11 protein-coding genes and 1 tRNA gene are annotated in these 14,441 nt (G+C 65.2%); 4 read left to right on the top strand and 8 right to left on the bottom strand.

Translation table 11 applies throughout. From position 1 onward, the window contains the following. Positions 1-19 precede the first annotated feature (19 nt). The 7 genes from argS to G5C50_RS04230 form a co-directional block, all read right to left on the bottom strand. On the bottom strand, positions 20-1,738 hold the full coding sequence (argS, locus tag G5C50_RS04260) for an arginine--tRNA ligase (RefSeq protein ID WP_165065425.1): 1,719 nt from the start codon (positions 1,736-1,738) through the stop codon (positions 20-22). A 41-nt stretch (positions 1,739-1,779) separates the two neighbouring features. After that, positions 1,780-2,307, bottom strand: coding sequence for a ribosome silencing factor (gene rsfS / locus G5C50_RS04255; RefSeq protein WP_165065422.1), 528 nt, complete (start codon positions 2,305-2,307; stop codon positions 1,780-1,782). Positions 2,308-2,454: 147 nt separating this feature from the next. Continuing rightward, entirely contained in the window at positions 2,455-4,587 is a 2,133-nt protein-coding gene (locus tag G5C50_RS04250) for a family 78 glycoside hydrolase catalytic domain (RefSeq protein ID WP_165065419.1), read from the bottom strand. Positions 4,588-4,639: 52 nt separating this feature from the next. Beyond that, positions 4,640-6,316 carry a LamG-like jellyroll fold domain-containing protein gene (locus G5C50_RS04245; RefSeq protein ID WP_165065416.1) on the bottom strand — a complete coding sequence of 559 codons (1,677 nt, stop codon included), beginning with the start codon at positions 6,314-6,316 and terminating at the stop codon, positions 4,640-4,642. Continuing rightward, a complete protein-coding gene (locus G5C50_RS04240; protein WP_165065413.1) occupies positions 6,316-6,873 on the bottom strand; it encodes a sigma-70 family RNA polymerase sigma factor in 558 nt (185 codons plus the stop codon). Before G5C50_RS04240 ends, G5C50_RS04245 begins: the two co-directional genes overlap by 1 nt. 126 nt (positions 6,874-6,999) lie before the next feature. Next, the gene (locus tag G5C50_RS04235; RefSeq protein WP_165065410.1) at positions 7,000-8,529 is read right to left on the bottom strand and encodes a hypothetical protein; all 1,530 of its coding nucleotides are present in this window, start codon (positions 8,527-8,529) and stop codon (positions 7,000-7,002) included. A gap of 185 nt (positions 8,530-8,714) precedes the next feature. Next, positions 8,715-8,787 (bottom strand) — tRNA-Glu (locus tag G5C50_RS04230). A gap of 192 nt (positions 8,788-8,979) precedes the next feature. On the opposite strand from G5C50_RS04230, the gene G5C50_RS04225 reads away from it, so the two are divergent. Together G5C50_RS04225 and malQ are read left to right on the top strand one after the other, a co-directional pair. After that, entirely contained in the window at positions 8,980-9,786 is an 807-nt protein-coding gene (locus G5C50_RS04225; RefSeq protein WP_165065407.1) for an alpha/beta fold hydrolase, read from the top strand. Positions 9,787-9,831: 45 nt separating this feature from the next. Continuing rightward, positions 9,832-11,457: a 4-alpha-glucanotransferase gene (gene malQ / locus G5C50_RS04220; RefSeq protein WP_165065404.1), complete on the top strand. Its 1,626-nt coding sequence runs from the start codon at positions 9,832-9,834 to the stop codon at positions 11,455-11,457. Positions 11,458-11,466: 9 nt separating this feature from the next. Here malQ and G5C50_RS04215 read toward each other — a convergent pair whose 3' ends face one another. After that, positions 11,467-11,901: a CBS domain-containing protein gene (locus G5C50_RS04215; RefSeq protein WP_165065401.1), complete on the bottom strand. Its 435-nt coding sequence runs from the start codon at positions 11,899-11,901 to the stop codon at positions 11,467-11,469. A gap of 193 nt (positions 11,902-12,094) precedes the next feature. Here G5C50_RS04215 and G5C50_RS04210 point away from each other — a divergent pair, with 193 nt between their 5' ends. After that, the gene (locus G5C50_RS04210; protein WP_165065398.1) at positions 12,095-13,582 is read left to right on the top strand and encodes an ArnT family glycosyltransferase; all 1,488 of its coding nucleotides are present in this window, start codon (positions 12,095-12,097) and stop codon (positions 13,580-13,582) included. Next, the gene (gene panB, locus G5C50_RS04205) at positions 13,572-14,372 is read left to right on the top strand and encodes a 3-methyl-2-oxobutanoate hydroxymethyltransferase (RefSeq protein ID WP_165065395.1); all 801 of its coding nucleotides are present in this window, start codon (positions 13,572-13,574) and stop codon (positions 14,370-14,372) included. Before G5C50_RS04210 ends, panB begins: the two co-directional genes overlap by 11 nt. Positions 14,373-14,441: the final 69 nt, after the last annotated feature.

Here is a 14,441-nt window from a genome sequence, read left to right as displayed (position 1 = left end):
GCGCGGGAATGGGCAGGAATTACATGCGGTCGACGACGTCGATGCCCAGCAGGGCCAGGCCGAACTTCAGCATCTGGGCCGTCAGGTCGCAGAGGGCGAGCCGGCTGTCGCGACGCTCGGCCGACTCGGCCTTCAACACCGGGCATTCTTCGTAGAACGTGCTGTAGGCGTTGGCCAGGTCGAACAGGTAGTCGGTCAGGATGTTGGGCTTCAGCTCGGACGCGGCCAGTTCCAGGACTTCGGGCAGCCGGAGCATCCGAACGCCGAGGGCTCGTTCGGCGGGGTGGGAGAGGAGGATGGCCGGGGCGCGTTCGCGGATCGACTCGGGACGCAGCTCGCCCTTGCGGAAGATGTTCTGAATCCGAGCGTAGGCGTACTGGAGGTAGGTGGCCGTGTTGCCGTTCATGGCCAGCATCTTCGACCAGTCGAAGACGTAGTCGCTGAGACGGTTCTGCGAGAGGTCGGCGTACTTGATGGCGCCCAGGCCGACGATCTCGGCGATGCGGGCCCGATCTTCGGGCTCGAGGTCGCCGCTGTTGGCGTCCACGACCTTTCGGGCCTCGGCGACGGCCTCGTCCAGCAGAGATTCCAGGCCGACGACGTCGCCGTCGCGGGTCTTGAAGGGTCGGCGGTCGGCGCCCAGGATCGTGCCGAAAGCGACATGCTCCATGTCGGCCTTCGTATACCCCCAGCGGCGGGCCACGTCGAAGAGCTGCTTGAAGTGGTCCCCCTGGCGGGTGTCGACCACGTAGAGCATCTGGTCGGGATCCCAGGTTTGGGCCCGATACTGGATGGTCGCCAGGTCGGTGGTGCCGTAGTTGAAGGCGCCGTCTCGCTTGCGGATGATGAAGGGGGCCTTCATCCCCTGGACGAAGGCGACGGTCGCCCCTTCGCTCTCCTCGGCGATCCCCTTCTTCTCCAGGTCGGTCACGACGTCGGCCAGCATGGGATCGTAGAAGCTCTCGCCCAGCTCCACGTCGAAGCGGACGCCCAGCCGGTCGTAGATCTTCTGCAGGGCGGCCAGGCAGAAGGGCATGAACCGCTTCCACAACTCGCGATTCTCGGGGTCGCCGGCGTGCAGTTTGGCGGTCTCGGCGCGGGCCGCTTCCTCAACCTCCTTGTCGCCCCCCTTGATCTTCGACTGAGCGAGACGATACAGGCGGGCCAGCTCGGCGACGGGATCGACGTCGTACGCGGCCTCGTCGCGGTGGTTCTTCCACCCCCAGAGGATCATGCCGAACTGGGAGCCCCAGTCGCCCAGGTGATTGTCGCGGACGACCTTGTGCCCCAGGGCCTCAAAGATCCGCGCCAGGCTGTCGCCGATCACGGTGGACCGGATGTGGCCGACGTGCATCGGCTTGGCGACGTTGGGCGACGAGAAATCGACGACGACGGTCTTCGCCTGCTTCGGCGATTCCAGGCCGTGCTTGCCGTCGCGGAGAAGATCCTCAAGCTGATTGGCGATCCATTCGTCGTGGAGGCGGACGTTGAGGAAGCCTGGGCCGGCGATCTCGGGCTTTCCGGCGAGGGGCTCCAGGTCGACGGCCTCGGCGACGACCGTCGCCAGATCGCGCGGGTTCTTCTTCGCGGCCTTCGCCAGCCCCATGCAGCCGTTGGCCTGGTAGTCGCCGAACTTGGAGTCGTTGGCGGGTCGAACGGCGGCGGCGAAGCCCTGCGGGTCGCCCCCTTCGGGCGTAACGGCTCCGAAGGCGGCCCGCAACTGGTTCAAGACGTTCATGAGGCGAGATCCGCGGGGATTCCAGACGGTTTACGGGGCGTTCAGGCCGACGGCTCGGCGGTGGGGGGGGAAGTCCCTTCCTTGCGCCAGGGGACCTGCGGGGCGTCTCCCCAGATTTCCTCCAGGGCGTAATAGCTGCGGCCTTCGCCCGAGAAGATGTGGACCACGAAGTCGCCGTAGTCGATGAGGATCCAGCTCCCTTCCTCCTCGCCTTCCATCCCCAGCTTCCGCTCGCCGAGCTTCTTCATCTCAGCGTCGATTTCGCCGGCGATGGCATTGGCCTGCCGCCGAGAATTCGCCGTGGCGATGACGAAGTAGTCGAGCAGGGGGGTGGCTTTGCGGAGATCCAGGAGCAGGATGTCCTTGGCCCGGTTGTCGTCGGCGATCTGCGCCGCCAACTTGGAGTGCTCCAGCGCGACCGCCAACCGCTCCGGGTTCCGACGTTCGACGGCCTCGGGGACGGTCGCGTCCTGCGCTTCTCGGATCGACCGCGCTTTGATGACGCGCGCGCGGGCCGCGTCGGTCGAGGGCTCCGGCGAGGGGGCTGCGGGGGTTTCGTTCTCGGACATTCCGGCTTCCTGAAGAGGGCTTCGACGACGGCGCTGGGAGAGTCCCGCCCGCGCATGACGGACCCGGCGTGGCGTCGCCGGGTTCGCGATCCGCGCGGGGCGGTCGCTCACCAGCTTAATCGATGCGCCCCCCGCCTGACCACCGGATCAGTGCGAAGTCCGGACGATCCGGTGCTGTCCCGACCCAATTCCTTCGAGGACCAGGAAGTTTCCCTCCGTCTTCACCTCGCGGGGAGACCCGTCGACGGTCACCTTGACGTCGCCGGCGGCGGTGGGTCGGGGGACTTCCACGCGGCCCTTCATGTTGGCGGGCAGATCCACGTTGAGGACGAATTCCGCAGGAGCGGAAGTGAAATCCGCCTGAATCGGCCCCCGGATCGTCGGCAGCACCATGGCGGCCCATTTCAGGTCGCCGGGCTGGGGGCGGATCCGGACGGTTCGGAAGCCGGGCTCGGTGGGCTCGATCCCCATCAGCTTGCGGGGGATGACGTTCGCCGGAGCGGCTCCCCAGGCGTGGTTCCAGTCCTGGTTCGGCTTGTACTTCTGGTCCCAGGCCTCCAGGGCGATCGTCGTGCCGACTCCCTCGACCATGTGGCTCCAACTGCGGTCGTTCTTCGCGGTGGTCAGCGACAGAGCGTGATCGGCCTCGCCGGCGTCGTAGAGGGCGTCCATCAAGTACTGCGCGGCGTAGACGCTGCACGCCATGCCGCGCGACTTCACGAAGTCGACCACCTTCGCCTTCCGCTCGGCCGGGACGAGCCCGAAGGCCAGCGGGAACATGTTGGCGTGAAGCGAGGAATGCTTCGATCCCTCGCCGTCGACGTAGAGGCCGGTCGCTCGATCGACGAGCTTCTCGTTAATCGCGGCGGTGACGCGGGCGGCCTCGGCGCGGAACTTTGAGGCGTCTTCGGACTTGTCGAGCGCCGCAGCGATCTCGGACATCAGCGAGAGCGACCGGGCGTAGAAGGCGTTGTAGACGGTGTTGACGGGTTTCATCTCATAGCCGTCCCGTTCCGACATCGGCCAGTCGACGAGGTCGCGCAGGCCCTTGGTGTCGAGGAGGCCGTCGCCCCGAGCGCGGTCGGCCAGTAGCTTCTCGCCTTTCAGCTTGTCGTAGAAGGCGGCCAGCGATTCGGCGTCCCCGGTGTAGAGGTAGTCGAACCACGCCATGAAGACGGAGTGGTGTTTCCATTCCGGCGGCCAGGTCGGGTTCACCATCAGGTACTCGTGAGAGTGCCGCGAGATCGTGAACTCCCGGTCGCACGCGTAGTAGCCGAGCATGTTGATGTAGGCGTCGGCCTCGTACGGGAGCCGTTCGCGGTCGCCGTCGACGAACACGCCGCAGAAGTTCGTCGCCTTCATCGAGTACTTGCAGAGATCCCAGACCGCGTTCAGCCGGGCGTCGGACGAGGTGAACCGCGCGGCTGAGTCGTCGAATCGATAAAACGCCGCGACCTGCCGGGCCGACTCGCGATCGAGCGGCCCCGCGGCGCCCTCGATCTCAACGTAACGGAACGGCATCACCGCGCCGATCGCGTCCGGCATCCGACGCTTGTCCTCGGCCCGGAAGGGGACGATGTAAGTCTGCTTGCCGGGCTGGAGCGTCAGTTCGACGCGCTGATACCGGACCGAGCCCGGAGGCTTGCGGTCGATCGTCTGCGGCGCCGAAAGCTTCTCGCCGAGGTGGACGACGACCTTCGAGCCCCCCGCCGGCGCGGTCAGCATCAGCTTGAGACCGCCGAAGGCCGAGCGACCGAAGTCGAAAAAGTCGCGGCCCTCGGCCGTCCGAGTCACAGAGGCTGGGGCGATCTCGACCTGCTCAAGCGGATAGAGGGCCGTCGAATGCGCCGGGGCGAGCTTCCCGGTCCGGAAGGCCTGGGGAGTCGACCAGCCGCTCTCGTGGTCGTCCTTGTTCCAGGTGCGGACCTGCCAGTGATAGGTTCGATCCGACTCAAGCGGCCGCCCGGCGTAACTAACGGCGACGCTCCGGTCGGAGGCGACCTTTCCCGAATCCCAGAGAGCGTCGGTGGGACGCTCCAGCGCCTCGACCGTTGCGGCGACGCGGATCTGATAGGCGGTCTGCACGTCGTCCTTCCCCGAGGATCGCACGATCCACGAGAACTCGGGGCTGGGATCGGTGATCGCGGTCCTCTCGGGATAGGCCAGCAGCTCGCACATCAAGCCCGCGGGGGCGGGCTCCAGCGGGGCGGCCCCACTCGCCAACGTCGAGGAGAGGGCTAACGGAACGAGGACGACCGACCTCAGCAGCGAGAAACGCATGATGCAGACTCCGGAGAGGAGGCGAGCGAGCTGCGATCAAGCACCGCCGCGCTTAAGGTTTCAGGGCGGCGCTGGACCCCAGGCGATGGTGTTCCTGGATTCGTTCCAGGGAGAGCGGGTGATCATACACGGCGAACTCGTCCAGTCTCCCGACGAAGTTCCGATCGATCGAGATCCCGTGCCCGGTCTTGCTGGTCAGTCGGCCCAGCATGAATCGAAAGCCTTTATCGGCATGCTCGGCCGCGACGGACAGCGACGGCATCGGTCGACCGTTGAGGTAAACCTCCAGCTTCCCCTCGTGGAACTGGGCGACGACGTGGTGCCAGCGGTAGGGGACGTAGGGCGTTTGCGAGTAAAGATTGTCCCCGCCCCTCCAACCGGGGGGCCAGCGGTGGAGGAATCGCACGGACGCCGGTTTGTGCAGCAGGTTCCGCGCGGTCATCTCCAGCAGCAGGATATGGCTGTCCGTCCCCACGGTGTCGAGCACCGAAACCAGGCTGCTGTGGTTGATCTTCTCCGGCGCGGCCCAGAACTCGAAGGCGAAGCCGGTCTCCCACGTCGGCCTCCAGAGTTCGGGGAACTCCAGCAACTGGAATCCGTCGCCGTCGGGGAATTCCAGGCAACGATCCTCGGGCCCAGCCTCGACCGTGTGAATGGGACCGATCACCTTGAACGCGGGACGACCCGCGACCTCGCTAGGCGTCGTCGCTTCCTCGATCGACTCGAACCTCCAGTATCCCCACGGTTCATCGGCGCGAACGGCCGCTGAGTAGCTGGGGGCCAGATTCAGCGGAGGTATTTGCAGTTTCGTCGCTGACAGGAACTCGTCGACCTCTTCGATCTTCTCGATCGCGCCTGCCGACGGGTTGATCTCGAACGCCTGATTCTCGGTGAAGAGGCGAGTGCGCTGAGGGCTGCCGTCCGGGGCCGTGACGGCGGATTCGACGACCCCGTCGAACACCCGGGCGCGAGACTTCCCGTCTTTTGAGACGTTCATCCCGAATTCGGTTCCCAGGTCGAGAACGGCGGAATCGGGGCCGGCGACGATGAAACCTCGGCTCCCCGCGGTGGAGCGAACCCGGACTTTCCCGATCTTGCAGACGACCTTGTCGTTCGACACGAGATCCAGCTCGGCGGGTCCCTCGACGGCCATGGTGACGCCCGTGAGCATGGAGATCATCATTCGGCCCGACTCGAAGCGAAGCGGGCCAGGAGCAAGGATATCCCCCTCGCCTGGGTGGGCCTCGTCTCCAGCACCCCAATTCACATCGTCCAGCTTGACGATCATCGCCAGCCCCGAGGTCGCGTCGACCTTCTCGTAGGTTTTGGCGATCTGTGGAACAGGGGTCGGCTCGGAACGAGGCCGTAGAAAGTAGCCCGCGAGGGCCGCCGCGACCAGAATCGCCGCAGCAGCCGCCCTGAGAAAGGGGCGGCGATGCAGTGGAGTCGTGAACGGGAAGGAATTCACGAGCGACGCTGGCGGCGAGATCGACGGAATCGGAGACGGAACGGCGTCGCGACCGTCGATCAAGGCGTCGAGCGCGGGCCAATTCGGCTCGGGCGTGAGTACGGCCTGGACCTTGGCGTCCATCCAGAGCTCGGCAGCGAAGGCGCGGCGGAGTTCTTCGTCCGCGTGGAGACGCTGGAGCAATCGCTCCTGCTCCGCGTCGTCGAGGTCCGCGCGGTCGTCGCGCCAGGCCGCCAGCAGGTCTCGAAGGTCCGGGTCCATCAACTCAACTCTTTCTTCACACAGTCGCGAAGCACTTGATTGGCGCGATAATGGAGGTTGTAGACGGCGCCCACGGTTGTGGCCAATTCTTCCGCGAGGCTGGCCGGCTTGTCGCCGTCCAGCCCCGACTTTACGACTCGCCGCAATTTCTCCGGAAGCCGGGAAATGCAGCGCAAGAGGGCTTCGATGGAATCGCTCGGCTCGCAGGTCGCCGCTGCGTCCAGCTCGGTCTCGACCGAGGAGGCGAGATCGAGACGGAACCGCTCATGGGCCTGCGTCCGTCGCGTCGTACTCCGAAAATAGTCGTTCAGTTTGTGGCGGGCGATGCCCCGGACCCAGGCACCGAAGTCGCCCCCAGGGTGATACTGGGCGAGATCGCGAAACGCCGCGATGAAAACCTCCTGGGTGAGGTCGTCCACGTCGTCGGCGCGACGCAGTCGGCTGGCGATGTAGGCTCGAATCGGCAGGCTGTAACTACGGACGATGAAACGGAAAGCGTCGCGGTGGCCGCGCAAGACCTGGTCGATGACCTCGTCGATCTCGGTTGATGTCAGCACGGACGTTCCACCTCTATGATTCGCCGCCGACGTCGACGTCTCACAGATAATCCCCCGGGCGCAGGCGGTTTTTCAAGGGGGGGCAACTCAGGACGAGCGATCATCGCTCATTTTGTGAACAGACGATCAGGCGTTCGAGTCGTCAGAAGTGTCGCGAAGCCGTTCGCTGCACTGGTCCAGAAGTTCCCTGGCCACCTGATTGGGGTTGTACCCCCGGGGAAGACGGAGGAGCGGCTTGCCGTGAAGATCGCAGTACGGCTTGATCTCAGCGAAGGAATGGCTCGACCATCGAATGGCCAGAATCACCAGAGCGACGTCCGATCTCCCGATGAACGGCTTGAAACGCTCGATCGATTCATGCTCGCGGGTTTCGACCCAGATTAACTCCTTCAGTCGGAACGCCTCGCAGAGCGCACGCTCCGAACCCGGGCGACATGCGCCGCCGATCAGTACGACGGTTTTCCCTTCGAGCAGTTGGGCAGCTTCGGCCACGTCGGGAGTCGGTGGCTCCTCGGCCTGCTGGTCTGATTCGCTGGTCGTGCGGCGGGCGGCGAGGTAGGAGTCGATCTCGCGAAGAACCAGGACGAGCCCGCGCGACGGCTCGCCGACGTCTGGAAGCTGATCGACGATCGGCAGCACTTCCTCGCGAATCTCAACGCTGCTGGGGGGCTCGCCGGCGGCGATCAAGTTATCGAGGGTTACATTGATCTTCTGCCAGTCGTGCTCATCGGCGAGGCCCTCGCGCGCCCGTCGCGCGTGGTATCGGAGTTTGCCGAAAAGGGACTTTCGCTCGCGCGTCTGACGGTGGATGTCGCCTCGATCCGAGTGCAGACGACGAATTCGTTCCAGGACGACCTGATGGTCGGCCGGATCGGCGGGCCGATCCAGCGTCATGAATCGGGGCAGGTAGATCTGCTCGCGGTAGGCGACGCCTCTCAGCCAGGTGTAAACGGCGAACTGATCCGGATCCTTGCGGCCGTCGAGTCGGTCGATCGCGATGCGGAGTCCGGATTGCGCCTCGGCAAGCAACTCCAGGCCGGACTTGAAGAGCCTGTGATCGGTTCCGGCCTCTTGGAGAAGCCCACGCAGGAGGGCCACCGCCGCCGCAACGGCTTCGAAGCAACCGGCAGCCTCATCAAGCCGACCTGGATCGGCTGGAACACGGAAGTGTGGGGAGTTCATCCAAAGCTGGCACTCCAGGCCCTTCGCGCGTTCGATGATGTCTCGATCCTTCGCGGCGGTCTCGGCCGAACCAAGGTCTGAACTACGCCGATCCCAGGCCCAGCGAAGCCCCTCGGCCTTAAGGCGGCAACGCGCCTCGATCGCCTCCAGATCCTCGTCCTCGACGTCGCGGCTGTTCCGGAACGTGGTTGGTGGCTCGGCCCGCGGCGCGGGTGGCGTGATTCGGCCCAGCGTGAGCTCGGGCAGCGGAGTCTGAACGACCCGCTCCGCCGGGGTTTCGGGCGTGGGGATGCTTGCGACGTCGACGGGGGGCGTCTCGGTTGCTTCTTCGTCGGTTCGATCGCATGGAGCGGCGGCCTTGATGAGCGTTTCGCCGAGTTTGTGCAGATCGGCTCGAAGCTCTTCGTCTTCGCGCGCTAACGCCGTCAGGCGGCCGATCATCCGCTGAATGGCGTGGAGAAGTGGTTCGTCCATGCCGCTCCCCGCTTCCGAGTGCAGTATGTTGGACGTGGAGTAGGCCGACGGCGATGTCGTCCGAAAGTGATTCTATAGAGTACGCCCGGGGGAAGGCGACGGCCGGAATCGAGGAGGCCGGAGCGCAGGGGAGAACTGCGCATGAAAAAACGACGCCGCAAAGGACGTCGTTTCCTCTTTCAAAGCACCCCCACGGGGACTCGAACCCCGGTCCCTTGGCTGAGAACCAAGTATCCTAGGCCGCTAGACGATGGGGGCGGCTGGCACGAGAATTATCTTACTCGACGATCGCCGAGCGTCAAGGGTTCGGGGGGAATCCGGGGAAATCAGGGCGATTGGCCGCGACCTTCCCGAGGACGACTTTCCTCTGGCATCAGTTCGACATACGCTATCACGGATGTGCGTGGGCGGCGGCCCGCGCCTTGAGATCGGTCGAGCCCGGGATCGCTGATGCCCATCCAATCTCTGAACGGTCGCGAATTCTACTATGAGGAAGTGGGAGAAGGCGGAGAGCCTCTGGTCTTTTTGAGCGGCCTCGGCGGCGACCACAGGGCCTTCAGCCTGGTGCAGCGGCACTTCGCCCGTTCGCGCCGGACGCTTGCTCTCGACTCCAGGGACGCCGGCCGCAGTTGGCGGGCCGACGCCCCCTACACGACCGCCGACATGGCCGACGACGTCGCGGCCTGGCTCCGGGCGCTTGGGACCGGACCCGTCCACGTCGTGGGGCAGTCTCTCGGCGGACTCGTCGCCCAGGAGACGGCGATCCGTCATCCAGAACTCCTGAAATCAATGGTGCTGGTCTCGACGCATGCGGGGGCGAGCCTCTGGCGCAAGGGGGTGGTGGAATCGTGGATCCAGCTCCGCCAGTTGGCTGGGGACGACCCAGCGCGTTTCTCGATCGGAACGCTCCCCTGGCTGGTCGCGCCGCCGTTCTACGAGCACATGGAGCAGATCCAGGGGCTGATCCGTTTCGCCGAACGCAATCCATGGCCCCAGGACGCCGCCGCCTTCACCCGGCAGGCCCGGGCAGCCACAACCCATGAAGCGCGGGGCCGGCTCGAGAAGCTCAACATCCCCTGTCTGGTGCTGACGGGTGAACTCGATCTGATCAACCCCCCGACGATCGCTCGCGAACTCGCCGAGTGCATTCCGGGGGCTCGGATGGAAGTGCTGCCAGGCGTCGGTCACATGCCGCACATTGAGAACAAGGGCGATTTCCGGGACGCGCTGGAACGGTTCCTGCAGTCGACGGGCTGAACCGGGCCCTTTCGGCCGTGGATAGGACTCCCTGAGAGGGCGAAGATGAGACATCCCAGGTCGAGCGGAATCCTCATGCATCCGACGTCGCTTCCCGGCCCATTCGGAGTCGGGGACGTTGGACCGCAGGCTCACAGGTTCGTCGAAACACTGGCGAAGGCCGGCCAGCGCTGGTGGCAGACCCTGCCGCTCGGGCCGACGGGGGCGGGTAATTCGCCCTACCAGTCTCACTCGTCCTTTGCTGGCAACCCGTTGCTCATCAGCCCCGAGGGCCTGGTTGATCGCGGTTGGCTCCTACCCTCCGAGCTGCCCGACCCCGTGGAGCCGACCGAGGAGGTCGACTTCATCGAAGCGATCCGCGTGAAGAACGGCCTGATTTCCAGGGCGTTCTCCCGATTCTCCCCGGCGGACGCGGACTTCCACCGCTTCATCACCCAGGAAAAGGAGTGGCTCCAGGACTACGCCCTCTTCATGGCGATCAAGGAGGTGCGAAACGGCAGCGCGTGGTTTCAGTGGGAGCCCGAACTGGCGCTCCGCGACCCGGCCGCGCTGGAGGACTTCGCCAGAGAATCCGCCGAGGCGGTCCGGTTTCACGAATTCGTCCAGTTCGTCTTCGACCTCCAGTGGAAATCGCTCCGGGAGACGTGCCGAACTCACGACGTCAAGTTGATCGGAGACATTCCGATCTTCGTGGCCCACGACAGCGCGGACGTCTGGGCGCGTCCCGACCTCTTCTTCCTCGACGCTGAAGGCAAGCCGACGTTCGTCGCCGGCGTCCCGCCGGACTACTTCAGCGAGACCGGCCAGTTGTGGGGCAACCCTCTGTACAACTGGGAGGCGCACGCCGCCGAGGATTACGCCTGGTGGTCGCATCGCATCGGAGCGTTGCTGAAGCAGGTGGATCTCATCCGCATCGACCATTTCCGAGGCTTTGAGGCTTACTGGGAGGTTCCCGGTGGCGCCGAGACCGCCGTGAACGGCCGGTGGGTGCCCGGCCCGGGGCCCGCGCTCTTCACGGCGCTTCGGAAACACTTCCCGGATCTGCCCTTCATTGCCGAGGACCTCGGGCTGATCACGCCGCCGGTGGAGGCGCTCCGCGACGAGTTCGACCTGCCGGGGATGCGGGTACTCCAGTTCGGCTTCGCCAACGATCCCGAGGCTGACAAGCATCTCCCCTTCCGTCACGTCCCCAACTGCGTCGCCTACACGGGGACGCACGACAACGACACCAGTCTGGGCTGGCTCACCAGTCAGCACGTGGAGTCGACTCAGTCGCTCGACGAGATCGAGGAAGAGCGCCGATTCGCCCTCCGGTTCGTCGGCACAGACGGTGCGGAGTTCCCCTGGGATCTCATCCGTCAAGCCTGGGGATCGGTGGCGGACATCGCCGTCGCGCCGATGCAGGATGTTTTGTGCCTGGACAGCCAGGCCAGGATGAATGTGCCCGGACGGGGCGAAGGCAATTGGGGATGGCGGATGCTGCCGGATCGGCCCACGGCGGCCGAGGAGGACAGGTTGGCGGACTTGACGGCCCTCTTCGGCCGCTGGAACGGCACGTTGCCGAAAACCCACGACCTGCACCGAAAGAAGCCCTCCGATCTGCCGGCGGAGCTGAAGCCGGAGTCCTCCGCGGAGGAAATCCGCGGAGACTCCTCGACTTCAACCACATGAGGCCGGCCCTTAGAGGCCTCCCTGGATGTAAGATAGAAGGTGGTGGTTCTCCGTGGAGACCTTCTCGTACATGACCTTGACCACGTCGCCGACCGAAACAATGCCGACCAACTCGTCGTCCTCGACGATCGGCACCTTGGCGATCCGGCGTTCGCTCATGAGACCCATGACCTGTTCGACGGTGTCGTCGACGCGACACGTGGCCGGGTTGCAGGTCATGACCTCGGAGACTTGCGTGCGGCCGAAGCCCTCTCCCCTGTGGTGCATCAACCGGAGGACGTCTCGTTCCGAGAAGACCCCTATGAGTCGGCCGGCATCGTCGACCACCGGCAGAGAGCCGACGTTGTGCTGTACAAGTTTGGCGACGGCCTCCTGGACGTTCGCCCCTGAATCGATCGTGACCACCCGACGGCCTTTCATGTCGAGAACTTCGCTCACGAGCATGGCGACCTCCTGACGGGATTGGAAGCGAGTCCGACGCAGAGGCGAGAACCGCCCGCGTCTGGGACCTGGAAGCGAGATGGGATTCGTCGTATCGTGACACGCCGATCCTTGGGAAGCAACCGATTTTACGCCTCATTCGCGAAATGAGCGCACTCTCATGCAAGACGTTGCGACGAATCGGGAGCCGGCGCTGATGGATGGAACCCTGGGCCCAGGCGCGCTCGCAAGGCTGGTCCTCGTGCTCGCGGCCGGATTCGTGCTGCGGTCCTTGCACCCTTCTCAACCGATCGTCGAGAACTACGTGGGCCGCCAGATTCCCACGGCGATGGTCGCCCGGAATCTCGAGCGCGACGGCGATTTCCTGCACCCACGACTCGAGACAGGTCCCTTTCCGAACTACTTCCCCGTTGAGCCGCCCATCTATCAGGCGCTCGTCGTGGGTTTACGAAAAGCAACGAGACTGCCGCTCGACGTGAGTGGACGCCTGGCGTCGGCCCTCGCCGCGACGCTCTGCGCTTGGGGTATTTATGCCCTCGTCAAGCGACGCGCGGGCGAGGAAGCTGCGCTCGCGGCGGCGGCGGCGTTCTCAATGCTCCCCATCACGATCCGCTACGGCCGAGCTTTTCAGCCCGACGCCCTCATGCTGGGCGCCTGCACGGCGGGGCTCGCCTGCTGGGATCTCGCCGCAACATCGAGCCGAAGGCGACTGCTCACAGTCGGCGGCTGGATCTTGCTGGCCGTTGGAATCGCGGCCAAGGCGACCGCTGCTTACTTGCTGGCCGTGGCTTTCCTTGCCGTCCTTCCCCGGCGGAACCTCAAGTCAGCGCTCCTTTGCGGCTCGGTTCTGCTGCCGACGATCGCCTGGTATCTCTGGGCCAACCACCTCGTGCAGACCTCCGGCTCAAGGGCTTCGGCTGAGAATCGGGAGATCTGGATGGCCGCGGTCGGTCTGGCAGCTCTGGCGGAATGGGACACGTGGCAGGAAGCCGGCCGATTTCTCCTGCTGCGGGCGTTCACTCCGTTCGGGCTGTTCGGAGCGGTCTGTGGTTTCCTGTCCTCCGTTCAATCCCAGACGACCCGACTCTGGTGGACCTGGGCTGGGCTGGCGATTGCGACGATGGCCCTGCTCGCATCCAAGCTGCACCATGAATACTACTGGCTGTGCCTCGCGCCTGTGGCGTCGGCCGGGCTGGGACTCGTCTGGGCGCGGCTCGACTCATGGCGGCCTGGGGTCGCATTCTCGGCGGCCGTCGGATTCGCCTTGCTCGCCCTCGCGGCCTCCGACTCAACCTGGCGCACTCCCGACGAATGGTTGGGAATCGCTGAAGCAGGGAGGGAACTCGCCGAGGCGACGGGGAAGGACGACCTGATCGTCGCGCCGGAGGCCCTGCTGTTCTACGCCGATCGTCGCGGCTGTCGGCTGGAGTACACGATGGCCGCCGCCACCCGCGCCGCCTCCGAGTGGGAGCCGCAAGGTCAGTTGATTTCCCCCATCGAGTTGATCGATCTCTACCGCCGCAACGGCGCTCGATGGGCGGCCGACCTGAACGCCGATTCCAGCGATCAATTGCGCTTCGATCTGAATGAGTCGCTCGCGCATATTTATAAATTGATGCCGGGACACTACGACTTCGTCCTGGCCAAACTTGAACCCGACGAGCCTGCGACCGATGGCCAGTGAAGACCGCCCCGTGACCGTTCTGGATTTCGGCGCCTGGAAGAAGCAGGGTCGGAAGATCACCAGCCTGACCGCTTACGACTTTCCCACGGCCCGATGGCTGGACGCCGCCGGCGTCGACTGCCTCCTCGTCGGCGATTCGCTGGGAACCACCGTCCAGGGGCGTGAGACGACGCTCGGCGTGACGCTCGATCAGATGGTCTACCATGCGGAGATGGTCGCCCGGGCGGCCAAGCGAGCCTTCGTGGTGGCCGATCTTCCCTTTCTCAGCTACCAGACCTCGCACGCTGATGCGATCCGTTCCGCCGGCCGCATTCTCAAAGAAACGCGCTGCCAGGCCGTCAAGCTGGAGGGGGGCCGGCGATCGGCGGCGACGATCCGGGCCGTCGTCGACGCGGAGATTCCCGTCATGGCTCACCTCGGCCTGACGCCGCAATCCGTCCGCAAGTTCGGCGGGTTCAAGGTCCAGCGTCAGGTGGACGCGATCCGGGCGGACGCCCAGGCGATCGTCGAGGCCGGCGCGTTCGCCGTCGTCCTCGAATGCGTTCCGGCCCCGCTGGCGGAGACGATCACCGCTGAGATCCCGATTCCGACCATCGGCATCGGTGCAGGCCCCGGTTGCGACGGTCAGGTCCTTGTCGTTCACGACATGTTCGGGCTGATCGAGGGCTTTCGGCCCAGGTTCGCGCGGAGGTATGCTGAAATCGGCGAACTAATGCAGGGGGCCGCAGCTCGGTACGTCGCCGACGTCCGCTCGGGCGAATTCCCGGGCGATTCCGAGAGTTTTCACTGAGGCTTCGCGCCTGGCGCGGCGTTCGCATGCTTAGTTTCGCCGGGTCGAACCATCGCCACCAGGGGAGTC

Origin of the sequence: Paludisphaera rhizosphaerae (assembly GCF_011065895.1) — a bacterium.
Taxonomy (GTDB): Bacteria; Planctomycetota; Planctomycetia; order Isosphaerales; family Isosphaeraceae; genus Paludisphaera; species Paludisphaera rhizosphaerae.
Note: the sequence above shows the minus strand (reverse complement) of the source record. Positions and strands in the feature narration are given on the sequence as shown.